Origin of the sequence: Sphingomonas sp. LaA6.9 (assembly GCF_022601895.1) — a bacterium.
Taxonomy (GTDB): domain Bacteria; phylum Pseudomonadota; class Alphaproteobacteria; order Sphingomonadales; family Sphingomonadaceae; genus Sphingobium_A.
In genome coordinates, this window is the sequence record NZ_JAKVIO010000016.1 from 31,020 (window position 1) to 56,413 (window position 25,394).

At 63.5% G+C, this 25,394-nt stretch carries 24 protein-coding genes; 9 read left to right on the forward strand and 15 right to left on the reverse strand.

The genetic code is table 11. From position 1 onward, the window contains the following. Positions 1–307: 307 nt before the first annotated feature. Entirely contained in the window at positions 308–649 is a 342-nt protein-coding gene (locus tag MKI88_RS10090; RefSeq protein ID WP_241631225.1) for a hypothetical protein, read from the forward strand. Positions 650–737: 88 nt separating this feature from the next. Here the strand turns inward: MKI88_RS10090 and MKI88_RS10095 are convergent, their stop codons facing one another. Together MKI88_RS10095 and MKI88_RS10100 are read right to left on the reverse strand one after the other, a co-directional pair. Then, positions 738–1,646 (reverse strand): GGDEF domain-containing protein, encoded by a 909-nt coding sequence (locus tag MKI88_RS10095; RefSeq protein ID WP_241631226.1) that lies wholly within the window; start codon positions 1,644–1,646, stop codon positions 738–740. 372 nt (positions 1,647–2,018) lie between these two features. Beyond that, entirely contained in the window at positions 2,019–3,530 is a 1,512-nt protein-coding gene (locus MKI88_RS10100; protein WP_241631227.1) for a replicative DNA helicase, read from the reverse strand. Between the two features lie 161 nt (positions 3,531–3,691). Between MKI88_RS10100 and MKI88_RS10105 the strand changes: the two genes are divergently transcribed. The 5 genes from MKI88_RS10105 (at position 3,692) to MKI88_RS10125 (ending at position 6,424) form a co-directional block, all read left to right on the forward strand. Beyond that, positions 3,692–4,174, forward strand: a complete 483-nt coding sequence (locus tag MKI88_RS10105) for a UPF0262 family protein (RefSeq protein ID WP_241631228.1) — start codon at positions 3,692–3,694, stop codon at positions 4,172–4,174. Between the two features lie 10 nt (positions 4,175–4,184). After that, positions 4,185–4,874 carry a GH25 family lysozyme gene (locus MKI88_RS10110; protein WP_241631229.1) on the forward strand — a complete coding sequence of 230 codons (690 nt, stop codon included), beginning with the start codon at positions 4,185–4,187 and terminating at the stop codon, positions 4,872–4,874. Next, positions 4,871–5,317 carry a cytidine deaminase gene (locus MKI88_RS10115; protein ID WP_241631230.1) on the forward strand — a complete coding sequence of 149 codons (447 nt, stop codon included), beginning with the start codon at positions 4,871–4,873 and terminating at the stop codon, positions 5,315–5,317. Before MKI88_RS10110 ends, MKI88_RS10115 begins: the two co-directional genes overlap by 4 nt. Positions 5,318–5,335: 18 nt before the next feature. Next, positions 5,336–5,890: a dCTP deaminase gene (gene dcd, locus MKI88_RS10120; RefSeq protein ID WP_241631231.1), complete on the forward strand. Its 555-nt coding sequence runs from the start codon at positions 5,336–5,338 to the stop codon at positions 5,888–5,890. Between the two features lie 105 nt (positions 5,891–5,995). Further along, positions 5,996–6,424, forward strand: a complete 429-nt coding sequence (locus MKI88_RS10125) for a YbaY family lipoprotein (protein WP_241631232.1) — start codon at positions 5,996–5,998, stop codon at positions 6,422–6,424. Between the two features lie 157 nt (positions 6,425–6,581). Here the strand turns inward: MKI88_RS10125 and MKI88_RS10130 are convergent, their stop codons facing one another. Continuing rightward, positions 6,582–6,938: a tetratricopeptide repeat protein gene (locus tag MKI88_RS10130; protein ID WP_241631233.1), complete on the reverse strand. Its 357-nt coding sequence runs from the start codon at positions 6,936–6,938 to the stop codon at positions 6,582–6,584. Positions 6,939–7,217: 279 nt separating this feature from the next. Between MKI88_RS10130 and MKI88_RS10135 the strand changes: the two genes are divergently transcribed. Beyond that, positions 7,218–7,658: a DoxX family protein gene (locus MKI88_RS10135; RefSeq protein ID WP_241631234.1), complete on the forward strand. Its 441-nt coding sequence runs from the start codon at positions 7,218–7,220 to the stop codon at positions 7,656–7,658. Positions 7,659–7,790: 132 nt separating this feature from the next. Here the strand turns inward: MKI88_RS10135 and MKI88_RS10140 are convergent, their stop codons facing one another. The 5 genes from MKI88_RS10140 to MKI88_RS10160 form a co-directional block, all read right to left on the reverse strand. Next, positions 7,791–8,312: a hypothetical protein gene (locus MKI88_RS10140; RefSeq protein ID WP_241631235.1), complete on the reverse strand. Its 522-nt coding sequence runs from the start codon at positions 8,310–8,312 to the stop codon at positions 7,791–7,793. A 1-nt stretch (position 8,313) separates the two neighbouring features. After that, positions 8,314–9,156, reverse strand: coding sequence for a CoA ester lyase (locus tag MKI88_RS10145; protein ID WP_241631236.1), 843 nt, complete (start codon positions 9,154–9,156; stop codon positions 8,314–8,316). 123 nt (positions 9,157–9,279) lie between these two features. Further along, positions 9,280–10,734 carry a globin-coupled sensor protein gene (locus MKI88_RS10150; RefSeq protein ID WP_241631237.1) on the reverse strand — a complete coding sequence of 485 codons (1,455 nt, stop codon included), beginning with the start codon at positions 10,732–10,734 and terminating at the stop codon, positions 9,280–9,282. Positions 10,735–10,888: 154 nt separating this feature from the next. Beyond that, complete coding sequence (locus MKI88_RS10155) at positions 10,889–12,448, reverse strand: NAD(P)/FAD-dependent oxidoreductase (protein WP_241631296.1); 1,560 nt, start codon at positions 12,446–12,448, stop codon at positions 10,889–10,891. A 75-nt stretch (positions 12,449–12,523) separates the two neighbouring features. Next, positions 12,524–13,336 carry a universal stress protein gene (locus tag MKI88_RS10160; protein ID WP_241631238.1) on the reverse strand — a complete coding sequence of 271 codons (813 nt, stop codon included), beginning with the start codon at positions 13,334–13,336 and terminating at the stop codon, positions 12,524–12,526. Positions 13,337–13,774: 438 nt separating this feature from the next. On the opposite strand from MKI88_RS10160, the gene MKI88_RS10165 reads away from it, so the two are divergent. Continuing rightward, positions 13,775–16,198 carry a TonB-dependent receptor gene (locus MKI88_RS10165; protein WP_241631239.1) on the forward strand — a complete coding sequence of 808 codons (2,424 nt, stop codon included), beginning with the start codon at positions 13,775–13,777 and terminating at the stop codon, positions 16,196–16,198. Between the two features lie 119 nt (positions 16,199–16,317). Here MKI88_RS10165 and MKI88_RS10170 read toward each other — a convergent pair whose 3' ends face one another. Genes MKI88_RS10170 through MKI88_RS10195 form a run of 6 tightly spaced genes read right to left on the reverse strand, consistent with a single transcriptional unit; the run spans position 16,318 to position 22,148 of the window. Beyond that, positions 16,318–16,881: an alpha/beta hydrolase gene (locus MKI88_RS10170; RefSeq protein WP_241631245.1), complete on the reverse strand. Its 564-nt coding sequence runs from the start codon at positions 16,879–16,881 to the stop codon at positions 16,318–16,320. Between the two features lie 41 nt (positions 16,882–16,922). Beyond that, the gene (locus MKI88_RS10175) at positions 16,923–17,930 is read right to left on the reverse strand and encodes a YeiH family protein (protein WP_241631246.1); all 1,008 of its coding nucleotides are present in this window, start codon (positions 17,928–17,930) and stop codon (positions 16,923–16,925) included. Beyond that, positions 17,927–19,219, reverse strand: a complete 1,293-nt coding sequence (locus tag MKI88_RS10180; RefSeq protein WP_241631248.1) for an MFS transporter — start codon at positions 19,217–19,219, stop codon at positions 17,927–17,929. Before MKI88_RS10180 ends, MKI88_RS10175 begins: the two co-directional genes overlap by 4 nt. Further along, a complete protein-coding gene (locus tag MKI88_RS10185; RefSeq protein ID WP_241631249.1) occupies positions 19,216–20,274 on the reverse strand; it encodes a 3-keto-5-aminohexanoate cleavage protein in 1,059 nt (352 codons plus the stop codon). The genes MKI88_RS10180 and MKI88_RS10185 overlap by 4 nt, the downstream gene beginning before the upstream one ends. A 34-nt stretch (positions 20,275–20,308) precedes the next feature. Next, positions 20,309–21,157, reverse strand: coding sequence for a TauD/TfdA family dioxygenase (locus MKI88_RS10190; RefSeq protein ID WP_241631250.1), 849 nt, complete (start codon positions 21,155–21,157; stop codon positions 20,309–20,311). 13 nt (positions 21,158–21,170) lie between these two features. Next, on the reverse strand, positions 21,171–22,148 hold the full coding sequence (locus MKI88_RS10195; protein ID WP_241631251.1) for a quinone oxidoreductase: 978 nt from the start codon (positions 22,146–22,148) through the stop codon (positions 21,171–21,173). Between the two features lie 169 nt (positions 22,149–22,317). Here MKI88_RS10195 and MKI88_RS10200 point away from each other — a divergent pair, with 169 nt between their 5' ends. After that, complete coding sequence (locus tag MKI88_RS10200; protein ID WP_241631252.1) at positions 22,318–23,328, forward strand: AraC family transcriptional regulator; 1,011 nt, start codon at positions 22,318–22,320, stop codon at positions 23,326–23,328. 15 nt (positions 23,329–23,343) lie between these two features. On the opposite strand, the gene MKI88_RS10205 is transcribed toward MKI88_RS10200, so the two are convergent. Then, positions 23,344–25,341 carry an NPCBM/NEW2 domain-containing protein gene (locus MKI88_RS10205; protein ID WP_241631256.1) on the reverse strand — a complete coding sequence of 666 codons (1,998 nt, stop codon included), beginning with the start codon at positions 25,339–25,341 and terminating at the stop codon, positions 23,344–23,346. Between the last annotated feature and the right edge of the window lie 53 nt (positions 25,342–25,394).

Consider the following 25,394-nt stretch of genomic DNA (forward strand, 5'->3'; position numbering starts at 1 on the left):
ACATGATCCGACGACGCGTTCGGATTGTACGAGACTAATTCGAGCTGGTCGCCGGCTCGTACCGTGACCAGGCGCTTTAGGCATATCAGGCGGGAAATCCAGTACGTTATCTTCGCTCCCATCGACGCGGAACTCTCGCCAATTTCGTGAATTTCACGTAGAATTGAGAACGACGCCTGCCCTCGCTACCGCCCGTGTCGACTGCGGGATTTCGACGGAATACGGCCCCCGTCGGGACTACCCGCATCCGCACGCTGACAATTGCCGCGCAGGCGTTGCGCACTGTTGCGCTACAAGGAGCGATCTCATGACGAAGGTTAAGCTGACCGTCTCGGGCCTTGTTCTCCTGTCGCTGCTGGCCACGCCGGCTACCGCCAAATCGTTGAGCAAGAAGGAAGAAGCAAGGGTGGCTCGGGCGGCCCCGCAAGACCAGGACGATGTCCGCTACTGCCTCCTCAAGCGCAAGAAGGGAGGCAAGACGGGCGCCATCGCGGGCACGGCCGGCGGCGCGGGTGTTGCGGTGATCGCCGGTGGCGGCCTCGCCGAGGCTGCACTGGCAGCCGGCGCGGGCGCGTTGGCGGGCCACACCATCGGCAAGGGCAGTTCCACGAACAAGGCGTGCGACGAGGTATTGGCAAGGAACAAATAGAGCCCGGCCACTACCGGGCTGCCGGGCGTGACCGGGGGCCTGCCCTTTCGCGTGCGCTTCCGGAGCCGCCGCCAACGGCGCGCATATCTCAAAGCAGCGAAGTGAAACTCGACGGGAGCGCCTCCGCGTCACGCTTGCGCCTCGCTCCCTTCGCCCTCTCCAGAGCCACCGAATAGAAACCCGCCGCGTCGCGCCTCGCCGCATCGCCAGCATATTCAATTCCGGCCGCGGGTGTGACGCTGAGCAGATAACCCTGCCAGTAGACCGGTTCCGCCAGTGCGCGCACAAGACGGTGAACCGTTCGCTCAAGGGCGCCGGAGCCGGACGAAGCGTGCAAGAGAACCGCGAAATCATGCTCCCCGACGCGCGCAATCATCGAAGCATCTTTCACGAGAAATGCCAGCCTCGATGCGAGCGATCCAAGGCAAGCCTCGCTCGCGGCGGGTCCAAACCGTTTTTCTATCCTCGCAATGTCTTCGACATTGATGATGACGAGCGCCTCGCTCAAGCTGCGCTCCCCGGCGCGCCCGTTAAAAAAATGCGCATCGAACGCAGCACGCGTGGCAAAACCGGTGCACTCGTCGACCCCCGCCATGCCGCGAAGACGCTCGCGACGCGTGCGCTCCAGCGTGATGTCCTGTTTCGTCCCATAAAGTCGGCTCGGACGCCGCTCCTCACATTCCACGGCGGTGGCAAGCCGCATCCAGCGCGGCTCGCCGTCGGGCGAGATGAGCCGGGCGTCCATGGTGAAGCCTCGCCGGTGCTTTATCGCGTAGGCGCGCAGCAGCTCCATCGCTTCGCGCGATTCATCGCAATATCGTGCGACCGCATCGGCGCGGTCGACCCCCGTGTCGCGAGGCAGCCCGAATAGATCGAATATGCTGGTCGTCCAGGTCAGGGAATCGTCTCGCAGATCGCATTCCCACGCCCCCACCCCGACGAATTTCCGGAGCAGTTCGCGATCCGCCGGCACTGTCAGGCGACCTTGCTGCGCCACAGCATCGCCCCCTGCATGATTTGGGTTCACCATCGCCGGAAGCGGCCAAGTATGGAGCAGCTGCCAGGGCTCGGAAAGGCCGATCTCGTGACCTGTCATTGCGGACGTGACGTAATAAGCATCAACGCCCGGCTTAGTGGCATCCCGTTAAACCCCTCTTATCACAAACCTGTGAAACGGCCCGAAAGGCACGGCACAGACCTGGAGCATCGAGGGTTAAATCGGACCCGCTCATCCTGAGGAGCCGTTGAGCTTGCCGAAACGGCGTCTCGAAGGACGCTCACTGCCAGATCCTTCGAGACAGGCCTTCGCCTTCGCTCAGTCCCTCCTCAGGATAAGCGGTCAGGTCATGCCGATTTGGCGCGCGATGCTCTAGTTATACTGCTCGGGCAACCGGTTATCCTCAATATAGTCGGAAAAGCGCGTGATCTTGCTGTCGAAACGCATCTTGACCGATCCCGTGGCACCATGGCGCTGCTTGGCAATGATGAGCTGCGCAAGGCCGCTGATCTTGAAGTCCTCCTGCAGCCACGCGTTCCAGGCGTCATGCTCTTCCGCCGTCGAATTGGCGTTGGGCTCAGCCGGCTTCTTGAACGAGTGATAATAGTCCTCGCGGTAGACGAACCAGACCATGTCGGCGTCCTGCTCGATCGAGCCCGATTCACGAAGATCGGACAGCTGCGGGCGCTTGTCCTCACGCTGCTCGACCGCACGGCTGAGCTGCGAGAGCGCGATCACGGGGACGTTGAGCTCCTTCGCCAGCGTCTTGAGGCCGCGGCTGATCTCCGAGATTTCCTGCACGCGGTTGCCGTCGCTCGACTTGCCCGAGCCCTGGAGCAGCTGGAGATAGTCGATCACGATGAAGCCGATATCGTGCCGGCGCTTCAAGCGACGGGCGCGTGTGCGGAGCGCCGCGATCGTCAGGCCCGGCGTATCGTCGATGAACAGTGGCAGGTTTTCGAGCTCGCCCGAGGCCCGCGCGAGATTGCGGAAATCCTGCTGGCTGATCTTGCCCATGCGGAGGCTTTCACCGCTGATCCCCGATTGTTCGGAGAGGATACGCGTCGCGAGCTGGTCCGCAGCCATTTCGAGGCTGAAGAACGCGACCTTGGCGCCGACCGACTTCTTCATGTCTATCCCATCCTCGAAATCGCGCTGCCAGCGGCTGGCGGCGTTAAACGCGATGTTCGTGGCGAGCGACGTCTTGCCCATGCCCGGTCGGCCGGCGAGGATGATAAGGTCCGAGTGGTGGAGACCACCGATGCGCGAGTTGATAACGGACAACCCGGTCGTGACGCCCGACAGCCCGCCGCCCGCGTTGAGGGCCTTTTCGGCCATTTCCACCGCGACGCGACTGGCTTGCAGGAAGGTCTTGACCGAGCCGGTCTCTCCGCCCTCTTCGGCGACGCGGTAGAGCGCGACCTCGGCGTCCTCGATCTGCTTCTTCGGATTCACCTCATCCGATGTGTCCATCGCCTTGGTAACGAGTTCGCGCCCGACGCCGATGAGTGCCCGCAACATCGCGAGCTCATAGATCTGCTCGGCAAAGTCGCGCGCCGCGATCAGCGCCGCGCCGCTGCCCGTGAGCCGCGCGAGATAGGCCGGACCGCCCAGATCCTTCATGGCCTCGTCGCTCTCGAACATCGGACGAAGCGTAACGGGGCTCGCAATCATGTTCTTGGTGACGAGCTTCAGGATCGCGTCATAGATGCGGCCGTGCACAGGCTCGTAGAAATGCTCGGCGCGCAGCTTCTGCATCACGTCCTCGGCAACGCGATTGTCGAGCATCATCGCGCCCAGCAACGCGGCCTCCGCCTCGATATTCTGCGGAAGTTCGGGTTGCTCGCCTTCATTGGCGGGAATCAGTCGGATCGGATCAGCCATGGCTCTGCTTCTCGCGCACGCCGGGGCCGGGCTCAACCCAGAGCAACTTGTGTATGTTTGGCCCCGGCGCCTGTGGAAAAACTGTGGATTACCGATAACACAGGATTGCCGTGGTGGCGAAGCAGTTGAGGCGCGCGCGCTTCCCCGATAGAGGCGGAACAATGGCGGACCCGCGCATCATCGATATCGAGCTCGATCAGGCTACGATCATCTGGCGCAGTGCGGATGTCGAGCAGGAGCGCCGGATCGCCATCTTCGACATCCTCGAAGGCAATCACTTCGCGCCGCAGCGCGAACACGCCGATGGCTACAAGGGCCCGTATCGCATACGCCTGCGCGTCGAGGAGGGGCGGCTTGCGCTCGATATCGGCCGCGAGGACGGCACGCCGCTCGAATCCCTCATCCTCGGGCTCGGGCGCTTCCGGCGACCGATCAAGGACTATTTCGCGATCTGCGACAGCTATTTCCAGGCGATCCGCCAGTCAACGCCGCAGCAGATCGAGACGGTGGACATGGCTAGGCGCGCTATCCACAATGATGCCGCGTCGCTGCTGGTCGAGCGGCTCGAGGGGAAGATCGACCTGGATTTCGATACTGCGCGGCGGCTCTTTACGCTGATCTGCGTGCTGCACATCAAGGGGTAAGACGGGGGCAATGGGGCAAAGGACGGTAAAGCGGCAGCTGGCGCTGCTCGGAGGCGGCCTGCTTGCGATCGGAGCGCTCGCCGGCGCTGCCTGGGGCTATGCGCGCGACTGGCATCCGGCAGCTGAGCAATTTCCTATCCAGGGCATCAGCGTGTCGTCGGTGCAGGGCTCGATCCATTGGCCGACGCTCAAGGCCGAAGGGGCCGATATCGCGTATCTGCGTGCGACCGACGGCGCGACCCGGGACACGAGCTTTGCGGATCATTGGCAGGCGAGTGCGGAGGCAGGACTGAGGCGCGGTGCCTGGCACGGCTATAGCCTGTGCCGCGACGCCGCCGAACAGGCGACCGCATTTATCGCTACCGTCCCACGCGAAGCCGAAGCACTGCCACCAGCTATATCACTGCAATTCTATGAAAATTGTACGATGCGCCCATCAAGAGAACATGTGCAGAAGGAGGTCGAAACGCTCGTCGACATGATCGAGGCGCATAGCGGCAAGCCGGCCATCCTGCGCGTCGAGGAAGATTTCGAGGACGAATATGCGATCGGTGAAGCCGTGCAGCGCACGCGCTGGCGCACGCGCAACTTCCTCGCGCCCGATCAGGCGGATTCGCCATGGGTGATGTGGCGCGCCTCGGATTTCCGTCGTATCGACGGCGTAGAGGGACCCGTCGAATGGAATGTGGTGCGCGAATGACAAATAGGAAAAAACTTATCGACGCGGCGCGTGCTGCAGCCGCATTCGCGCATTCGCCCTATTCCAGATTCGGAGTGGGCGCTGCGCTGTTGCTCGACGACGGCAGCGTCGTCACGGGCACCAATTTCGAGAATGCGAGTTATGGGCTTTCGCTTTGCGCGGAGACCGTCGCGCTCGCCAAGGCCAATAGCGAGGGCAAGCTGCGTCAGGTCGTCGAGATCGGGATCATCGGCGGCATGCTAGACGCTGGCGGCAGCGTCACGGGCGCCGATGCGGTTCGCCCCTGCGGGCGGTGCCGCCAGATCCTCAACGAGGCGGCACAGCTTGGCGGGCGCGACATTCTCGTCCATTGTTCGTCGGGCGATGGTGATGCGCTCGAAACGCACCGCCTTTCCGACCTTCTTCCCCACGCCTTCGGCCCCGCCGATCTCGGCATCGCATAACCCGGTTACGGAGCAAAAATGGCAATTCTGAGCGACAAGTGGATCCGCGAACAGGCGCAGGCGACGGGCATGATCGAGCCCTTCGTCGAAAGCCAGCGGCGTGACGGCTGCATCAGCTATGGCCTTTCGTCCTATGGCTATGACGCGCGTGTCGCCGACGAGTTCAAGATCTTCACCAATGTCGACTCCGCCGTGGTCGATCCCAAGGATTTCGCGTCGAACAGCTTTGTCGATCGCAAGACCGATGTCTGCATCATCCCGCCCAACAGCTTCGCGCTCGCGCGCACCGTCGAATATTTCCGTGTGCCGCGCGACGTCCTCGTGATCTGCCTCGGCAAGTCGACCTATGCGCGCTGCGGCATCATCGTGAACGTCACGCCGCTCGAGCCCGGCTGGGAAGGCCATGTGACGCTCGAATTCTCCAACACGACCCCGCTGCCCGCGAAGATCTACGCCAATGAAGGCGCGTGCCAGTTCCTCTTCCTGAAGGGCAACGAGCCTTGCGAGACGAGCTACGCCGACCGCGCGGGCAAATATATGGGCCAGCGCGGGGTAACGCTGCCGCGGCTCTGAGGCCCGCCCCGTCACCACGCATCACGCGCGTGCGGTCCGGGGCTGACGCGTCGCGAAGCATGCGCGATAACAAGGAACCCGACGACAATATCGGAAAGGCCCGTCATGGATTTCAGGACGATAACCGGCGCACTGGCCCTGACGCTTGCGGCGACCGCCTGCGCGAATGACGTTGCACCCGAGCCCCTCCCTGCCCCGGGGCTTGTGGCCGGCCGCCTTGCGGGCACGGTCAGCTACCGCGAACGTATCGCGCTGCCAGCTGATGCGGTGGTGAAGGTGCAGATTGCCGACGTGGCCAGGCAGGATGTCCCGGCGCGGACGATCGCAGAGACGCGCATCGAAACCGAGGGCAGGCAGGTGCCGATCGCGTTCGAGCTCGCCTATCCTGCCGACCACCCCTCCGCACATGCCGAATATGCGGTTTCGGCGCGGATCGAGGGCGGTGATGGCAGGCTGCTCTTCATCACCGATACGCGCAATCCGCTGCCACAGAACGGGCGCATCGACCTTTGGCTGGTGAATGCGCAACGCTGATCGATGTGGTGCTTAAAGGTGAGCCCGGCCCGGCGCGTCAATGCGCGCTGCGGCAGACCACCGGGAAAAATTGTCGGGCGTACCCCGGCAAGCGTCTCATCGGTCCGGAGCTAACAGACCGAGGCCGGGGTACTGCCCTCCCCTCCCTGAACATCGTTTATCGCGCGGCGTAGCCGTTCGGACGGTCCATCGCCTTGAGCGCGATATCGTGGCTCGACGCTGGCCGGCCATCACCAAGCGCCATGAGCACGTCGGGTTGGGCCAGCACCTCGTTATACAGCGTTCTGGCCTCGGCTGCACGCCCCGTCCTGCTGTACACATAGGCGAGGTTAAGCAGCACCGAAGGTTCCGTCGGCTCCTTGGCCCGCTGCGCATCCAGCCGCATTTCGGCAGCCTTCAGATTCTTTGCCGCGATCTCGTCGAAAGCGTAGCGATTGGGCTCGCCCGCCGCATGCGCCGCGCCGGAAAGCGCAACGAGAACGATTGCGGAGACGCCCAGAGCCTTTTTGATCATCTCTCCAAACTCCATTTGCGTCATTTGCATGACGTCTTTGTTTCACTTTTATGACATTTAAATGTCATGTTCGTGAAACGGTCGCAAATGAAAAGAATGCAACAAGATCGCTCCTAAAATTCGGCGAAGATTTGGCGCGCCAGCGCGGTTATCGCGGCGGGATCGGCGGTGATCGAAACACACCACGGACCGGGTTGCACTTACTGCAACGCCACATTCGTTGACGCCGCGCGCAGATGGGCGCACCCTCTTTCCATCTCGTGAGAGGGAGATGAACCAATGACTACGATCAATGGGTTGACGACGCTGATCGGACGCATTCTCCTGTCGGCAATCTTCATCATCAGCGGGTGGGGAAAGATCGTCGATATCGCGGAAACGAGCGCCACGATCGGCAGGTCGGGCTTGCCTGAAGCGTTTGCCTGGCCGGTGGCTTTTTTCGAGCTGATCGGCGGGCTGTTCATACTGTTCGGTGTGTTCACGCGCGCAACGGCAATCCTGCTCGCCGGATTCTGCCTCATCACCGCGCTGATGTTCCACACGAACTTCGCCGAGCCCGTTCAGCTCGTGATGTTCCTGAAAAACATGGCAATGGCAGGCGGCTTCCTCATACTCGCGTCCGATCCAGCAAATCCGTACAGCATGGATCATTTCTGGGCGGGCAAGGCGCAGACCGAGCTCGACATCGCAACCGACGCGGCTTCGGCAAGCGAAAGCTGACCGCCCCGTCCCGGCGTCAGGCCGTTCCGGCGTTCTCCCGTACCCACGCGGGAGACGCGCACGGCGCCATATGGATGACCCGGTCCACCGTCATACTCAAACTTACGTCGAAACAGGCACTCCCCGCAGCCTTCAGTGCCAGCTTTCGCGGGCCACCCAGCCCGCCAGCTTGCGTTTCAGGCTGGCGATCACCAGCACGATGTGGAGCGCATAGATCGCAAGAAATCCGCCGATCCACGCCATGACCGGAGTGGCACCGAAGAAGGCCAGATAGATTGTCACCAGCAACACCGCGTAAAATATCAGGATCACGCGCATGTTCAGCGTGAAACGCAGACCGCGATAGCCGGGAGGAAGCAGCACGACATTCTCTGCCTCTCCATCGAGCGACTGAGCCTCGGCGCGCACGCGCTCGACGGTCCCCCGGTCGACATAGTTGAACGCATCGCGACGCCCGAAGCGGGTATAGCCCTCGCCGCGCGAAAAGCCGAAGCCATCGGGCGATTGCCAGTCGAGCTGGTAATGCGCCGCGAAGCCACGCGCGATCCGTTCGAACCGGTCGCCATCGGCTGCGGGCCAGGGCATTTCATAGGCGAGCGTGCCATCGGCGAGCCGCCGCCAGTCGATATAGATCCCGCCGCGCATCTCGCCCATGTCAGCGCTCCGCGATCGCTGCCGCTACCGCGACGAGACGTTCGGCTTCAGCCAGATGGAGCCGCTCTGCCATCTTACCCTGAACACGGATCGCACCTCTTCCGGCATTGTCGGGATCGGCAAAGGCCGCGATCACAGCTCGGGCATGCGCGAGCGCCTCCAGCGAGGGGGCAAAGGCGGCATTGCAGATCGCAATCTGCGCGGGGTGGATCAGCGTCTTACCATCGAAGCCGAATTCGACGCCTTGCCGGCAGGCTTCGTCCAGAATTGGCTGATCCTCGATTTCGTTGCAAACGCCATCGAGCACGGCGATTCCGGCGCTGCGCGCTGCGGCAACAGTCATTGCGAGCGCGGGATGGAAGACGGTTCGCTTGCGCGTCAGCGGTGCGCGCATTTCCTTGGCCAGATCATTGGTGCCCATGACAAGGCATGCGGGGCCCGCGGCGGCGATCTGCTCCAGCCGGAACAGCGACGCGCAGGTTTCGATCATCACCCACAGCGGCGCGTTCGCCAGCCGCGCGCGATATGCCGCTACATCCTCGGCGCTGCTGACCTTGGGCGCGAGTATCGCGTCCGCGCCTGCGCCGGCGACCGCGGAAATGTCGTCCGCCCCCCATTCGGTGTCGAGCGCATTCACCCGGATGACGAGCTCACGCCCACCAAATCCGCCTTCGCGCGCGGCCTGGACCGCCTGTTCGCGCGCCTGCGCCTTCATTTCAGGCGCGACCGCATCCTCGAGATCGAGAATGACGACATCGGCGTCGAGCGTGCGCGCCTTTTCGATCGCGCGAGCGTTGGAGGCGGGCAGATAAAGGGCGCTGCGGCGCGGGCGGGCAATGGTCATGCGCGCCAAAAGCCAAAATCCGCGCGCGCGCACAACCGGAAAATGTTGCCAGCCCCCCTGAACCCGAAAGACGCGCCCGGCCAATGGCCTGACGCGCCTCCACTGGTGGGGGCCGGAATCATGTCAGGCGGCCGCGCGCAGCCCTCTTCGACCCGTGCGCGATTCCTGGGCCGCGCCAGTTTCGAAACGGGCGGCCTGATCGGCAAGCGTTGCCACCTCATCGGTCAGCCCGCGCGCAGCGGCGGACGTCTGCTCGACCATCGCGGCGTTCTGCTGGGTTGAACGATCCATCGCGCCGATGGCGGTCGCGATCTCCGAAATGGCGCTGGCCTGCGCGGCATTGTCTTCGGACATCCGCCCCAGCAGTCCGTGGACCTTGTTCACCTCGTCGGCGATCTCCTCAAGCGCGCGATCGACGCGCGTCACGGCTTCGACCGCGGTGCCGATTTCTGTCTGGGTCGCGGTCAGCCCGTCACGCGCGCGTTGCGCCTCTTCCTCGGCGCGCATGGCCAGCGAACTGACCAGATCGGCGACGACCGCAAAACCGCGCCCGGCCTCGCCCGCCCTGCCTGCTTCGACCGCGGCATTCATCGCGAGGACGCGCGTCTGGAAGGCGATCTTGTCGACTCCCTCGATCACCGAATCGATGCCCCGCGCGGTTTCGCGGACAAGATCCATCGCGCGTACCGCCTCCACAGCGGTGCCGCGTCCGCCCTGCACGACGCCGATCGCCTGGTCGGCGCTGACGACGGTCGCACGCGCATTGGCCGCGGTGGTCTTGACCCTGCCCTCGACCTGGACGAGCGTCGCGCTGGTCTGTTCGAGGCTCGCGGCGTTGCTTTCGGTCCGTCTCGCCAGATCTTCGGACGCACGCGCGATCTCGTGCGACGCGGTGCGTATCCCGCTGGCGCTCTGCGAAACCGCTCCGATGGTCCCGCGCAGATTGCCGATCGATTCATTATAGGCAGCTTCGAGCGGCCTGAAGCTCTCGGGCAGGCCCGAAAGATCCTGCACGAGGTCGCCCGCCGCAAGCCGTGCCAGCGCGCCGCCGACCGCGCCAATCGCCGCCTGGCGTTCGTTGTCGGCTACCTCGAAGTAGATCGATATAGAAAGCTCCATGTCGATCAACGCTGCCTTGACGAGCGCCGCTGTAACCTCGGCCTGGCTCGGCCCCCGGCCCAGGCGCGCAAGACGTTTCAGCGGTGAAAATGCGCGCCCGACACTCCCGACAATCTCCTCCAGCACCAGCGAATAGCCGCCGATATACCAGCGTGGATCGAGGCCGATCCTGGCATGCACCGATCCGATCCGCCGTACGCTTTCGTAATAGCGCGCGTCGAAACGCCCCTCCGCGATCGTCAGCCAGTGCGCTGCCTGTGCCGATTGGGCCTTGCGGATATGGCCTTCGCCACCAAAGAAACGCGCGGTTTCGGGTGTTCTGCGAACGGCCGCATAGAATCGGTCGAGCGCGCCGTGGATGCACCGCTCAACGATCGGGCGCGCCGCAGCCAGCGTCGCGCGCTGACGGTCGTCCATTTCACAGAATTCCAGACGACCCCTTACTTCGGGCGAAATCATGCTCACATCTCCAAGGTCCCCAAGGCACCACGGCGTGCCGGGACTGTGTTTCTGCAAGCATTATAGGAGACGGGGCCACCGCCCGCCGGCGCAGGGCGGGCATTTTTCGCGCGATTTTGATCCGCTTCGGCGGGTCGCCTCGCGCGGCCGTCGTCTATGGCGTTGCGCCCGCCGCTGCCTCGCGTCCGATCGACGCCCCGCCCCGTTCGGCGGCACGTCGTGGATTGGAAAACTGCATCGCGCCGTCCTCCAGCGCGCCGAAGCGAAACGCCATGATGTCTAGCGCGTAATTCTGGTAGACGCGCCACGGGCGGTGCGCGCCCTGCTTGGGCATCTTGTCGACCGCGCGCTGAACATAGCCCGAGCTGAAATCGAGGAAAGGTGCTTCGGGCACCTCGCCGTCCACCGCCACGGGAGTGCACTGACGCATCCCGATCCGATCCATATGCCTGAGCAGCCGGCAGACATAGCCGCAGGTCAGATCCGCCTTCAGCGTCCAGGAAGCATTGGTATAGCCGAAGGACGATGCGAGATTGGGGATGCCGCTATACATCATCCCCTTGTAAGCCAGCGAACGCGCAGGATTCACCGGAACGCCGTCGGCCACGACCTCGAGCCCGCCCAGCAGCTTGATACTGAGCCCCGTCGCCGTCACGATCAGGTCGGCGTCCAGTTCCCGGCCCGATGCCAGCTTGAGTCCCTTTTTCGTGAAGCGGTCGATCGTGTCGGTCACGATCGACGAGGTCCCCGCACGAAGCGACTGGAAAAGGTCGCCATCGGGGACAAGGCACAGGCGCTGATCCCACGGATTGTAGCGCGGCGTGAAGTGCGTCTCGACGTCATAGTCGGCGCCCAGTTCGCTCCTGACTGCGTCCAGGATCTTGCCCTTCACGCGGTCGGGCCGCTTGCGCGCAAGATTGAAGAAGAACATGCCGAGCAACACATTCTTCCAGCGCGTTATGCCATAGGCGACTTTCGCCGGCAGTACCGACCGGAGACTGTTGGCGATGCGGTCTTCCGACGGACGCGAGACGATATAGGTCGGCGAGCGCTGCAGCATCGTCACATGCGCCGCATCCCGGGCCATTTCGGGGACCAGCGTCACCGCGGTCGCGCCGCTGCCGATCACGACGACGCGCTTGCCCTTGTAATCGATCCGATCGGTCCATTTCTGCGGATGGACGAGCTCTCCCGCGAATTCCTCCACACCCTCGAATTCGGGCGTGTAACCCGCTTCGTAATCGTAATAGCCGCTGCACATGAACAGGAAGCCGCAGGTCAGGCGCCGGGTCTCGCCGCCATGCTCGACTTCCACCGTCCAGCGGGCATCCTCGCTCGACCAGCTCGCGCGCCTGACCATATGGCCATAACGGATCTTGGCATCGATGCCGTGCTCGCGCGCGGTCTCGTGCACATAATCGAGGATTGCGGGGCCATCGGCGATCGCCTTGGCATTGGTCCACGGCTTGAAGGCATAGCCAAGCGTGTACATGTCCGAGTCGGACCGGATACCGGGATACCGAAAAAGGTCCCATGTTCCGCCCATCGCCTCGCGCCCTTCGAGGATCACATAGCGTTTGTCGGGGCAATGCTTTTGAAGATGATAGCCAGCGCCAATACCGGAAATGCCGGCCCCGACGACAAGCACGTCGAAATGCTCCACAGCCAATCCTTCCTCTCGCGCGCGGTTTCGTACCGCATCTTCTATTAACATCACTGTCAGCTCAGCATAACGCGGGATGGCTGTTCAGGTCCATGCTAAATCGACGCGATCGTCATCGTGTGAGGGTCAATGCGCCATCAGCAACGGGATCGGTGCTTCGCCGAGCAACTTTCGGGTCACGCCGCCAAGCATCATCTCGCGCAACCGCGAATGTCCATAGGCACCCATGACCAGATAACCCGCCCCCAGCGTGGACGCCTCATCCAGCAGCGCGGCGCCGGTGTCGCGCCCCGAATGCGGAATTTCACGCATCTCGGCAGCAATACCGTGGCGCGAAAGATACTCTGCAGCGGCGGTCGACGGGAATTCACGGGTCTCGTCGGTGATCTCGACCAGATGCACCGATCCCGCGAGCCGCAGCAGCGGCAGCGCGAAACGCAACGCATGCGCCGCTTCATAAGATCCGCCCCACGCGACCATCGCCTTGCCGCCGACATCGAGCGAACGCGTTTCCGCAGGGACCGACAGGACCGGCGCACGCGCGTGGATGGCGACGTCGGACACCACCGGGATCGGCTCGGTCAGCGGATCGCTGCCGCGCCGGGGCTGGCTCAGCACCACAACGTCCGCAAGCCGCGCATAGCTGACCAGTGTCTGCACGACATTGCCGTCGAACTGTCGCCAGTCCCACGAAACACCCTCGGTCGCCAACCGGGCTTCGATGCGCGCCCGCTCCACGGTTTCCTGCGTGCGCAAATTGGCGAGAACCTCCTTGACCGCATACATCCCGCCAAAGGGGTCGGTACCCACGAAATATTCGAGCGGGGTGATCTGTGCGCAGACGATGTGCCCACCGGTCGCCCGCGCAAGGTCAAGTGAAGCCTGGAGCCGCGCCTCCTGGCCGGCATCGTCATGGACGTGAAGCAGGATGGTTTTCATCGACGGCAACTCCCTTCAGAGGATCAGGTGCTGACGTTAAGCGCTTACCGGGCCATCGTAACTACGCGATTTTACGAAGCAAGACGCGCAGAGGTATCCCTATATATTCATTTGTTCCAGGCGATGGCGGTCCAGACCGGAGCCCGCACGCGCTGGAGACGCTTGCCAGGCGCAATTGCATTGCACGCCACCATTGTTTGCAATCTTCATCCCGCGGTGTCAGGGCGACATTCCCGATGAAATCCCAGGGCGTTGCGCTTGCAGTGGGTGCCGGCGACGAACACGAACCCTTCAACCCGGCCCGTGCATGTCGCAGAATGAGAAAATACTGTCACAATTAGCGAAGTGACTGCGCCGCTATCCGCTTATCCCATCCATCCAGAATTATAACCTGATGGGGATGCAGCTATGAAATTACACGCCGTTCGGTGGCCCGTAATGTGCACGAGCATGTGGGCGATCGCCTTTTCCTGTTCGGCTGCGCAGGCCCAGGAAGAGGCCGGTCCAGCCGAAGAGGCCGGATCCGGCGAAATCGTCGTGACCGCACAGAAGCGCGCCGAAAGGCTCCAGGACGTTCCCATTTCCATGGCGGTCTTCGACGAAGAAGCCTTGACCAAGGCGAATGTCATGACCGTCCAGGACCTCAGCAAGATCGCTACCAACTTCACTGTCGCCAAGGGTGCGCAGTCCAGCTATCTGCGTCTCAACGTCCGCGGGATCGGTGCAGCGGGCAACACTGCGATCGAACCCAGCGTCGCGGTGTTCGTCGATGGCGTCTATGTGCCGCGCGCGGGCGCCATCATCGGCAATTTCCTGGACATGGAAGGCGTCGAGGTGCTGCGTGGCCCTCAAGGCACGCTGTTCGGACGCAATGCCAGCGTGGGCGCGCTTTCGCTGCGCACCGCGGACCCCGAATTCGACTTTTCCGGGCGCGTGACGGGCGAATATGGCACTGGCGACCGCTACAAGGTTGATGGATACATCAACGTTCCGCTGGGCGACTCGATTGCCTTCCGTCTCGCGGGCATGAGCCAGTGGTTCGGCGGATACTGGACCAATACGCTCGACGGGAAACAATATGGCGGCACCGATGATCAGGCGCTGCGCGCGAGCCTCAAGGCCGAATTCGGCGATCTGACCTGGATCGTCCGCGGCGACTATAACCGCAGTGAGGGCGACGGTGTCGCCAATTTCGATTTCGCCCCCCGGTCGGTCACGCCCGCGCAACTCAACACGCTGCGGACAAGGCTGGGCGGCGTTCTCCCGGACACCAATCTGAGCGACCGGACGATGAACCAGTTCATCACCGCTGATCTCAACGACGAGCAATGGGGTATCTCCAGCAACGCCTCGCTCGATCTCGACGGCTCGACGATCCGGCTGATCAACAGTTATCGCGACTGGCAGAACGAACAGATCGACGGCGACGTCACCTTCATGCCCTTGCCGCTGGTGTCGCGCACCGGCGCCTATTCGTCGAAGAGCCAGAACCACGAGTTGCAGTTCATCTCTCCCACCGACGAGTGGATGGACGGGCGCCTGGACCTGGTGGCCGGGCTCTATTATTTCAGCGAGGACTATCGCATCGGCGAGCAGTTCCATCTCGACAGCCAGTTCTGCAATGTGCTCGCCCCGGCACCGGCTCGCGGGCTGTGCAACGGCACGCTTGCAGCTGGCCTTGGCGTCAATGCGACCGATCAGACGTTCAGCCAGGATGTCGACAGTTTCGCGGCCTATGGCCAGGCGACCTTCAAGCTCGCCGATCCGCTGTCGCTGACGCTGGGCGGGCGCTGGACCAAGGACGAGAAATCGGGATCCTTCGACCAGTTCCGTGCCAATCCGTTCGCAGCGGCGCTGCGTGCGCCCGAGCATCTGACGCTTCCCGATGTGAGCGAAGACCGCTTCACCTACCGCGTCAGCCTCAACTACAAGCCGTCCGAAGATCACCTGCTGTTCGCCAACTATTCGACGGGCTACAAATCCGGCGGATACAACAGCGGCGGGGGTACACCATCGCAGACCGTGGTCGACGCCAGCGGCAACGCAATTCTCGATGCCAATGGCGATGTGCAGACCAAGCGCGTCTTCGGGCGCGAGACCGTCGAGAACTACGAAATTGGCGCCAAGACCAGCTGGCTGGACGATGCGCTGCGCGCGAACGTCACGATCTTCCGCATGGATATCAAGGGCTTCCAGGATCGCAGCTTCGACGGAACCAGCTTCGTCGTGCGCAATGCCGGCAATCTGCGACAGCAGGGCGTCGAGTTCGACATGGCGATCCGGCCGAGCTCAAATTTCTCGTTCAATGGCGCGGTGGCCTATCTGGACTCCGAATTCACCCGCTATCCCGGCGCGGCAGGTCTTCCCGGCTTCCCCGCCACCGTTGGCGGCGTGCCCAATCCGGCAGCCGTGCAGGACCTGACCGGCAAGCCCGCCACCTTCTCCCCCCGCTGGTCGGGCAATGTCGGGGCCGAATGGACGGGCGATCTCGGCGATTCCGGCATGACCTGGGCGGTGAACTCGAACCTGTCGTTCACGGGCGACTATTATGACGGCCTTGTCAATGACGCCAATCCACAGAGCAAGGCCGATGGCTACGCCCTGCTCGGCGCCCGCGTGACCATCAACGGCGAAAATGAGCGTTGGTCGGTTTCGGCCTTTGGCAACAATCTGACCGACACCGCCTATTGCTCGGGCACCGCCTATCAACCGATCGGCGCGGCATTCGGTCTGAACAATGGCGTGCCCACCGGACAAACCGGCCTGATTGCGCCCGGGGTCCAGGGAACGGGCAGCACAGCGGTGCGGTGCCTTCGCGCCGATCCGCGCACTTATGGCGTGTCGGCAACGATACGCTTCTGATCAGGCTACAGGGGGGGAGCGCCTCGGTTCGAGAGAACCGGGGCGTTTTTCTGTGTCCGCGAATTCGATCCATGCGGCGGAAGCGTGTACCGTATACCGGTACCACACTTCCGGGCCGATCATTCGGCGAGCCTGGCCAGCAGTGCCTTCGCCTCGGGCCATGGGCCAAATCCGCCGGCCGGATTGAGATGGCCGACATCGCCCGCGTCATAGAGCTCCGCGCCCCAGTCCGCGGCAAGCCCTGCCACCTTGTCATAGGCCGCCAGCGGATCGTTGCGGCTCGCCGCGACGATCGTCGGAAAAGGAATCCGTCCGCGCGGAATGGGCAGCCAGCCATTGGCCTCGAGATCCGCGAACGCGGGATAGCCCGCCGGGAGCGGCACCTCGACATCGGCCGGCGTGGCAAGCAACGCTCCTCGAACGGCGCGCGTCGGATTCTGCGCCCAGTGCGCGACCATAAGGGCGCCTGCGCTGTGCGCGGCGATGATCACGTCGCCTGAAATGGCGTTGAGTGCGGCGTCGAGTGCGGCCACACGCGCTGCACGGCTGAGCCGGTCTTCGGTCAGCGGCTCGACCGTCACCGATCCCGGAAATTCGGCGGCGATCAGCGTCTGCCAATGGTCTGCAACATGATCCCGCAGGCCGGGCACGAACAATATCGTCGCGGATCTATCAGCGCTCATCGCAATATCCTTTCATGGTGTCGGGGTCGCCATCGCGGTGGTCAGGAAGCGATCCTGAGCATCGCCAGCACAAGACCGGCGAGGAACACGGTCTCGCCCAGCATCAGGACAATCGGGCGCAGCCCTACCGAGCGCAGCTCGCGCAATTGCGTCTTCACGCCGATCGCGGCGATCGCGGTCACCAGGCACCAGCGCGACAGATCGCTTCCCCATTGCTGGACGGGCGCCGCGATCCAGCCGAGGCTGTTGATCACCAGCACGATGAAGGCGAGCACGAACCATGGCAGCAGAGGCGGTCTTTCGACGGCTTCTCCCGCGCTGCGCGCGCGCGTGATCATGCCGGCAACTATGATGACGGGCAGCAACATCGCCACGCGCATCAGCTTGACCACGGTTGCGACATCGCCGGTTTCCTCGGAAAGCGAATAGCCGGCGCCGACGACCTGCGCGACGTCGTGAATGGTCCCGCCAAGGAAAATCCCCGCATCGGTCGCATCGAGGCCGACGAGCCGGACGATCGCGGGATAGGCCATCATCGCGATCGTCGACAGCGTGGACACCACGATCACGGTGAACAGCGTCGCGCGCTCCTTGCCCGGGTGCGCGGGGAGCGCGGCCGATAGCGCCAGTGCCGCGGAGGCGCCGCAAATGGCGGTAGCCCCACCGCTCAACAGGCCGAACAGCGACAGGAAACCCATCCACCGTGCGACCAGCATCGACAGCGTGATGGTCAGCACCACGGCCAGGATCACCATCGCCACCGGCTGCCATCCGAGCGCGACGATCTGGTCAAGCGTGATCCGTGCGCCCAGCAGCGCGACACCGATCCGCAGCACATGACGCGCCGCGAACTCGACTCCTTTCGCGCATTTCCCATCGTCGGCGAGGAAGTTCATCGCCATGCCGAGCAACAGCGCGAACAACATGACCGGCGCGCCGTAATGCTCCGAAAGGAAGGTGGCTGCCGCGGCGATCACCAGGCTCGCCAGAAAACCGGGCGCAATCGTGCGCGCACGCGCGTCCCATCCCGCCGTCATCGTCAGGATCATATCAGTACGGCTTTTGCTTTCGGTGCGCGCTGCGCGGCCAGATCGGCGAGATAGCTGCGGCGCGCTATGTAGAACACCACGGCCGCCACGATGCTCGCCACCGGCAGGTAGCGGAAGGCGCCGAGCAGACCGACGGAATCGGCCAGCTGCCCCGTCAGATAGGGCCCCGGCGCGAGGCCGATCAGGTTGTTGGCAAGCGTGAGCGTGGCAAAGGCCGTCCCGTGAATCGCCAGCGGGGTGAGGTTGGCGACCATCGCGCCCGATGTCCCCGATGTTGCCGCCGCAAGGAAGACGCCGATTGCGAGTGCGCCCAACTGCATCGCGCCCGGGGGCATCCAGAATGCGAGCGAGAGAAATGCAGCGCAGGCGAGGCAATAGACGATCGCGAGGCTGATCTTGCGCTCGGGCGCGCCTTGCGAGACGCGGTCGCTTGCGATGCCGCACAGGATCATGCCGACGCCGCTGATCAGGATGAACAGCGCCGCATACAGGGCCGCGCGGCTGGGCTCGAGGCCGTAATAGCGGTTGAAATAGCTTGGCAACCAGGCCGGGACGGCGCCTCCGACAAAGAGCTGCGCGCCGCTGCCGACATAGGCGCATCGCACGGATCGGGACGCGAACAGCGAGGCAAGCGGCGGACGCTTGTTCGTCTCGGCCTCATCGGGTTGTCCACCGGCCTGCTCGCTGGCCAGCTTCATGCGATCGGGCCGGACCACGATCGGATAGATCAGCGCGAGCACGAGCCCGAAAAGCGCGATCCCGACAAAGGCCCAGCGCCAGCCGAATTGTCCGGCGATGAACCCGCCCAGACCCACGCCGAGTACCGAGCCGAAAAGCCCGCCCGCCATGAAGGCACCGGTCAGCGTCGCGCGCATCCGTGCAGGAAACACGCTGAGGACGACGGCGATTCCGACGCTGCCATAAGCTGCCTCGCCGACGCCGACGAGCAGGCGCCCTATGAACATCTCTTCATAGTTACGCGCCATGCCGCAGATGAACGTGGCGACCGACCAGAGGACCGCCATCAACGCAAGGCTGCGCACCCTCCCCCATCGGTCCGCGAGCAGCGAGAGGGGAAAGGTCAGCAGCCCCACCATCAGCGCCACGATGCCGCTGAGCGCGCCGAGTTGCGCGTCCGACAATGCCCACTGCACCTTGAGCAGCGGAAATACCGCGTTGAGAACCTGACGCGCCATATAGTCCGAAATCAGCAGGCCGAAGCTGAGCGCGAAGATCAGCCAGGCGTAGCGCTGCGGAGCGGGCAGGCCAGATTCTCCGGCTGGCTTCATGCGGCGTAGCGGATCGGAACGGCGCGCTGACGCGGCGCGCGGTTGGGCGCCATGCCCAGCCGGGCCAGCGTCTCGTCGACGCTGTTGTACTGCACGCCGATCTGGTAGATCTCGCGCGCTTCCTTCGCGGTCGCGACCTCGCGGCCAAGCTCACCCGCGATCCGCACGATCTGTTCGATCTGCTGGACCGAGGTCATCTTGTTGCCGTGCTGGTCATAGAGCGTATCCTCGATCCCGCAGCGGGTGTGCATGCCCATGCACATCGCCATCACGTTGACGGGCAGCACATGGCGCATCAGCGTTTCGAGCGTGACGGTCGAACCGTCGGGCGCGCGCCGGATGAACTCCATGAAGTTGTTTGGGTTTGGCCCATCAAAGCCGCCGCCGATGCCAACCCAGGTGAGGTTGAGCGGCCCCATATAATGGCCGCGCCTCACGAGCCGTTCGACCGTTTCCAGATCGGGCATGCAGGTCAGCTGGAAATGCGGCTGGATACCGTTCGCGGTCAGCCGGCGCAGATGCTCCTCGACCCATTCGGGGCCTGCGGGCACGACCATTTCGCGATAGGCGTGGTAAAGCTCGGGATCGGCGAGGCTCGTGTCGCGATATTCGACATCGTTCATCAGATCCATGATGTTCATCTGGGTCGTGTTGACCGCGATCGTCACCTGGTCGGGCTTGGGCGTCAGTTCTGCCAGCATGTGGCGGGCTTCGTCCGAAAGCCATTTCGCCTCGGCCCCCTCGCCTTCGGGCGCGAACGAGATCGAGCCGCCGACCTGAAGGATCATGTCGGGCACGGTCTCGCGCAGCATGGCGAGCAGCTCGTTGAACTTGGACAGCCGCTTGGAGCCCTTGCCGTCGAGTTCGCGGACATGGATGTGCAACACCGTTGCGCCCGCATTGTAACAGTCGAGCGCCTTTTGAGCCTGCGCCTCCATCGTTACGGGAATGTCTTCCGGAAAGTCCTCGGGCGCCCATTCGGGTCCGTAGGGCGCCACCGTGATGACCAGCTTTTCCTGGGTTTCAGGAAGCAGGGAATCGTCGAGAAACTGCATGTGAACCTCTCCTCAGGGGTCTTCGGTCAATCAATCAGAAGGGCTTGTCGCCGATGATGCCCGCGCGCTCCATCTTGCGCACCGCGGGCCAGTAATCCTGCACTGCATAGTGCTGGGTGCAGCGGTTATCCCAGATGGCGACGCTGTTCGGTGTCCAGCGCCAGCGCACCTGATATTCGGGGATCGCAGCGCGGCCGATAAGCCAGGCGAGCAACTGCCCCGCGCCCGGCGCATAATCCTGCCCGTAATGGACATTGGCGGGCGTGTGGAAATTGGTGAAATGGGTCGCAAAGCCGCTGACGAAGAGCACCTTCTCGCCGGTCTCGGGGTGCGTCCGCACCACCGGATGTTCGGCGTCGGGAAAGCGCGCCTTCAACGCGTGGCGCTGCTCGATGGGCATGTTGGCGCCGAAGGTCGCTTCGATGCTGTGGCGAGCATAGAGCCCCTCGATCTGCGCCTTGATATGCTCGGGCAGGTCGGCATAGGCCTTGGCCATATTGACCCAGATGGTGTCGCCGCCCACGGCAGGCCCCTCGATGCAGCGCAGAACGCAGCCCATGGGCGGGCTGTCGCGCCATGTCGCGTCACAGTGCCACGCATTCTCATAATGCTCGGGCGGGGAGTCGAGATCCTTGTAGATCCGGACAAGGCCGGGATGATCCGGATCGCTGCCCGCCACCGGATGATCCTCAAGCGCGCCGAACCGGCTGGCGAACGCCACGTGATCCGCCCGGCTGATCGCCTGATCGCGCAGGAACAGCACCTTGTACTTGAGGAGCAGTTCCTTGATGCCGCCGAACAGCGCATCGTCGCGGGCGGCGTCGGCGAGGCTGACATCGAACAATTCGGCTCCGATGGTGGCCGTCAGGGGTTCGGCGCGCATCCTCTCTTCTCCTTCAAAGCACGAAAATCGACGATCCGGTCGTGTTGCCGGCCTCCAGATCGCGATGCGCCTGCACCGCATCCTCCAGCTGGTAGCGCTGGTTGATCTCGATCCTGATCCTGCCCGATGCGACATGATCGAAAAGCTGGCCCGAGAGCTCAGCGCGCTCCGCGGGGTCAGCGATGTAATTGGCGAGCGCCGGACGGGTCACATAGAGCGATCCCCGCAAGGCAAGCTGGAAGGCGTCGATCGGCGGGATCGGCCCCGATGACGTGCCAGCGCACACAAGCAGCCCACGCGGGCGCAGCGACGCCAGAGAGGCTTCGAAGGTGTCCTTGCCGATGGTATCGATGACATAGGGCACGCCTTCCCCGTCCGTCAGCTCACGTACCCGGGCGACAACGTCTTCCTGCCGGTAGAAGATGATCTCGTCGCAGCCATGTGCTCGGGCCAGTTCGGCCTTCTGCTCGGTGGAGACCGTACCGATGACCCTGAGGCCCAGGATCTTGGCCCATTGACAGACAATCAGGCCGACTCCGCCCGCAGCGGCGGTCAGCAGGATCGTGTCGCCCGACTTCAGCCAGGGATTGATGCGAAGCATGAGATAGGAGGCCGTAAGCCCGCGCATCGTCATCGCAGCCGCGGTCTCATGGCTGATCGCGTCGGGCAGCTTGATGAGCGAATCCACCGGCATCACGCGCTCGGTCGAATAGGCGCCGAGCGGGCTGCCCGTATAAGTGACGCGATCGCCCACCGCGAAGCCGTTGACGCCGGGGCCCACCGCCTCGATCACGCCCGAGCCTTCGACGCCCATGCCGTTGGGCACCGGCACGGGATAATAGCCCATGCGGAAATAGGTGTCGGCGAAGTTGAGGCCGACCGCGACGTGACGAACGCGCACCTCGCCTGCGCCGGGATCGCCGACGGGCAGGTCTTCGAGCGTCAGAACTTCCGGCCCCCCGGCGGTATGAAAACGGATCACTTTTGCCATTCGCGGGGCCTCTCGCCTTCCATTCAGAACTACGCCAGCCTGAATAGCCCCAAACGCGCTTGCCTATTTCGCATTTGATGACATAAATTTTGTTTCTGGCGACACTCCGCGCGTCACTGAAATCTCAATGATGGTCCCGTTGCGACCCGCCCAGGATGGAGCGCCCGCGATGCCCGCACTGGTTCGTGCTGCTGCCTTGACGAACTATTTTCCGGTCGCGCGTCACTTCGGGCTCGATACGACGAGATTGCTGCGTCAGGTGGGGCTGCCGCGCTCGCTGCTTGCCAACCCCGAACAGATGATCCCCGCCCCCGCGGTCGTGACCTTGCTTGAGCAATCGGCTGCGGCCGCGAACTGCCCGACATTCGCGCTGCAGATGGCGGAGAGCCGGAATTTGGCGGATCTTGGCGTCGTCAGCCTGCTGATCGCACATCAACCTACGCTGCGCGCGGCGCTCGACGTGATTTCACAGTATCGCAACCGCATCAATTCGATGCTCATGCTCCAGATCGAGGAGGTGGAAGACACCGCGATCCTGCGCGAGGAATTGACACTCGACGGGAAGGAGCCGGCGCGCCAGGCGACCGATCTCGCCATCGGCGTGCTTTCGCGCATCTGCAGCACCGTTCTCGGGCCGCACTGGCAGCCCGAAACCATGTGTTTCAGCTATGACGAGCCGGCGGCACCGTACCGTGAAGTCTATCGGCGCCTGTTCCGCTGCCGCATCGAGTTCAATGCGGACATCAACGGCATCGTCCTGAAAAGCAGCGATCTCGACAAGCCCAATCCGCGTGCCGATGCCGCGCTGGCGAGCCATGCGCGCAGCCTTGTGAGCGCGATTGTCGACACGGGCGAAAGGACGCTCAATCAGGAGGTCGAGCAAACCATATTGCTCCTGCTCCCGACCGGACGCGCGACGATCGGCGCCAGCGCCGAGGCGCTGGGCATGAACCTGCGCACGCTGCAACGCCATCTCGACCTCGCCGGATCGAGCTATTCGGACCTGCTCCAGCGCACGCGCTGTCAGCTTGTCGGGCGATACATGGCCAATCCCAAGCTGCGATTGACCGATATATCGGAGCTTCTCGGCTATTCCTCGCTCGGCTCATTCACCCGCTGGTACAGCACCGAGTTCGCCGAAACCCCCTCGGAAACCCGCCGCAAGATGAGAGGCCGCTAGTCGCCACTGCCAGCCTCATCGCGATTGCCCGACTTTCAGCAGAACGGCGCCGTGGCTCGGTACCACTGTGCCATAACCGTCCTCAAAGACGCCCAGATCCGCGCGCTTCCACAAGTCGCGAACGGGTTGGGGACCGGTCCTTGCGAGGTCGCTCCAGCGCGCGTCTATGCGCTGCGGCTCAAGCCCGCGATTAAACAGCGCCACGGCGATCGTGCCGTCTGCGAGCGGGCGACTCCAGATCTCGAGCCGGTCCTTTGCCCAGACACGGCCGCCCGCTTTCGCCAGCGCATCGCGATCGACCTCAAGCACTTCATCATTGGTCAGCAGCGCCATTGTAAAATCATCGAGCTTCGACAGATCGGCGCCGATGAACAACGGGGCCGCCTGCATTGCCCAAAGCGTCATGTGCAGAATCTGCTCGTCGGGCGTAAGGTTCGTGGGATGAAGGTTGGGCCCCCAGCCTACGGTTCCGAGGACCAGCATGTCCGTGTCGTTCCAGCGGCCGTGCGAGACGAACTCCTCGCGGCCGGCCTGTCGAAAGCCGACACTGTCCAGATTTGACCAGCTGTCCAGCAGATCGCCCGTCGTGCGCCAGAGATGGCCACCGACATCGCCACCCCATGCCCACACATCGCCATAGCCATATTGGCAGAGGCTGAAGATGATGTCGCGGTTTTGCGCCGCCAGTGCCCGTCCCATCAGATCATAGGGCTTCTTCAGCGTGGCAAGGCCGCGATCCGGAGCCACGTCGTCGTACGAACACCAGTCATATTTCAGGAAATCGACGCCCCAGCTGGCGAATGTCGCGGCATCCTGTTCTACGTGGCCGTAGCTGCCTTCGTAGCCCCCGCACGTCTTCGGGCCGGGCGAGGAATAGATGCCGAATTTGAGCCCCTTTGAGTGCACATAATCCACCAGCGCCTTCATGTCGGGAAATTTCTCGTTGGGCTTCAGGCTCCCGTCGGCGTTGCGGCCATTCGTCCACGCATCATCGAGTACGACATGGTCGAAACCATGTGCGGCAAGCCCGCTCGACACCAGCCGGTCGGCCGCGGCGCGAACCTTGGCATCGTCGACCGCGGTGCCCCAGACGTTCCACGAATTCCAGCCCATTGGCGGTGTCCGGGCGAGCATATTCGGCTCGGCGAGGATCGTCAGCCGGCGCTCCGCCGTGCCGCCGGAACCCGTGGCCGACACCGTGACCTCGCTTTTGCCCCGGGTGCGAATGGCGCCGCTGATGATCCCGGTCGTGGAATCGAGCACGAGCCCTTTCGGCAAGCCACGCGTGCGGTATCGAAATGTGCCCGGTCCGGTGGCGCCGATCCGGTACAGGAACGGCTTGCCGGGCGTCGCGCCGACGACGCGCGGACCGTGAAGCTGCGTGCGCGTCCGATCAGGCAAGGCGATGACGGGATGCGGTGCCGCCGGTGCGACATACGCCGTCGGCGCAGCCGCGCCCGCGACCATCTCGATCATCGCATCGCCCCAGTTCGCGATATCTCCATTGCTCGTGTCGCCGCCATCGTCGATGCGCATCGTCAGGGTCCGCGCACCACGAAGATCGACATCGAGTATTTTGGAAGCATCGCCAACGCGCAGCACGCCGCTGTCCGCAACGAGCTTTTCGTCCGCCCAAAGCTGGAACCGGACGGATCCTTCACGCTGCTTGTCGTCGGCGAAATCGTCCAGCCCCACCGTCGAACGGAATCGCAACGCCTGCCCACGCAGATCGAGCACGAGTTCGGCAATCGAGCGCGATCCGATGCCACGCGAATGGACGACGCCGCTCATCGTTATCGGCTTGCCGCTCAGCGATTTGCCCTTCTCAGGTCGTCCCCGACGCTGATGGTAATGCGTGAGATCCAGCGCATCGAGCCAGATGATGTTCTTGCTTCCAGCTTGCTGACCGCCTTCGGCCGGTTGCGCGGGCACAAGTGCTGGAGTGCCAAGGCCAATGAGCGCCAGCAGAGCCACACCTTGCCGCATCGCGATGAAATAGGGTGTCCGTCGCATTGTACCTCCGCAAATGGGCATTCGCGTCGGGCCGACGCCCATCGTTCAGAATG

Bases quoted from the DNA above. Each gene is read 5' to 3' on its own strand.
- MKI88_RS10090 (WP_241631225.1), top strand. From the start codon at position 308: ATGACGAAGGTTAAGCTGACCGTCTCGGGCCTTGTTCTCCTGTCGCTG.
- MKI88_RS10100 (WP_241631227.1), bottom strand. From the start codon at position 3,530: ATGGCTGATCCGATCCGACTGATTCCCGCCAATGAAGGCGAGCAACCC.
- MKI88_RS10105 (WP_241631228.1), top strand. From the start codon at position 3,692: ATGGCGGACCCGCGCATCATCGATATCGAGCTCGATCAGGCTACGATC.
- MKI88_RS10110 (WP_241631229.1), top strand. From the start codon at position 4,185: ATGGGGCAAAGGACGGTAAAGCGGCAGCTGGCGCTGCTCGGAGGCGGC.
- MKI88_RS10115 (WP_241631230.1), top strand. From the start codon at position 4,871: ATGACAAATAGGAAAAAACTTATCGACGCGGCGCGTGCTGCAGCCGCA.
- dcd (WP_241631231.1), top strand. From the start codon at position 5,336: ATGGCAATTCTGAGCGACAAGTGGATCCGCGAACAGGCGCAGGCGACG.
- MKI88_RS10125 (WP_241631232.1), top strand. From the start codon at position 5,996: ATGGATTTCAGGACGATAACCGGCGCACTGGCCCTGACGCTTGCGGCG.
- MKI88_RS10130 (WP_241631233.1), bottom strand. From the start codon at position 6,938: ATGATCAAAAAGGCTCTGGGCGTCTCCGCAATCGTTCTCGTTGCGCTT.
- MKI88_RS10135 (WP_241631234.1), top strand. From the start codon at position 7,218: ATGACTACGATCAATGGGTTGACGACGCTGATCGGACGCATTCTCCTG.
- MKI88_RS10140 (WP_241631235.1), bottom strand. From the start codon at position 8,312: ATGGGCGAGATGCGCGGCGGGATCTATATCGACTGGCGGCGGCTCGCC.
- MKI88_RS10145 (WP_241631236.1), bottom strand. From the start codon at position 9,156: ATGACCATTGCCCGCCCGCGCCGCAGCGCCCTTTATCTGCCCGCCTCC.
- MKI88_RS10150 (WP_241631237.1), bottom strand. From the start codon at position 10,734: ATGATTTCGCCCGAAGTAAGGGGTCGTCTGGAATTCTGTGAAATGGAC.
- MKI88_RS10155 (WP_241631296.1), bottom strand. From the start codon at position 12,448: ATGTTAATAGAAGATGCGGTACGAAACCGCGCGCGAGAGGAAGGATTG.
- MKI88_RS10160 (WP_241631238.1), bottom strand. From the start codon at position 13,336: ATGAAAACCATCCTGCTTCACGTCCATGACGATGCCGGCCAGGAGGCG.
- MKI88_RS10165 (WP_241631239.1), top strand. From the start codon at position 13,775: ATGTGCACGAGCATGTGGGCGATCGCCTTTTCCTGTTCGGCTGCGCAG.
- MKI88_RS10170 (WP_241631245.1), bottom strand. From the start codon at position 16,881: ATGAGCGCTGATAGATCCGCGACGATATTGTTCGTGCCCGGCCTGCGG.
- MKI88_RS10175 (WP_241631246.1), bottom strand. From the start codon at position 17,930: ATGATCCTGACGATGACGGCGGGATGGGACGCGCGTGCGCGCACGATT.
- MKI88_RS10180 (WP_241631248.1), bottom strand. From the start codon at position 19,219: ATGAAGCCAGCCGGAGAATCTGGCCTGCCCGCTCCGCAGCGCTACGCC.
- MKI88_RS10185 (WP_241631249.1), bottom strand. From the start codon at position 20,274: ATGCAGTTTCTCGACGATTCCCTGCTTCCTGAAACCCAGGAAAAGCTG.
- MKI88_RS10190 (WP_241631250.1), bottom strand. From the start codon at position 21,157: ATGCGCGCCGAACCCCTGACGGCCACCATCGGAGCCGAATTGTTCGAT.
- MKI88_RS10195 (WP_241631251.1), bottom strand. From the start codon at position 22,148: ATGGCAAAAGTGATCCGTTTTCATACCGCCGGGGGGCCGGAAGTTCTG.
- MKI88_RS10200 (WP_241631252.1), top strand. From the start codon at position 22,318: ATGCCCGCACTGGTTCGTGCTGCTGCCTTGACGAACTATTTTCCGGTC.
- MKI88_RS10205 (WP_241631256.1), bottom strand. From the start codon at position 25,341: ATGCGACGGACACCCTATTTCATCGCGATGCGGCAAGGTGTGGCTCTG.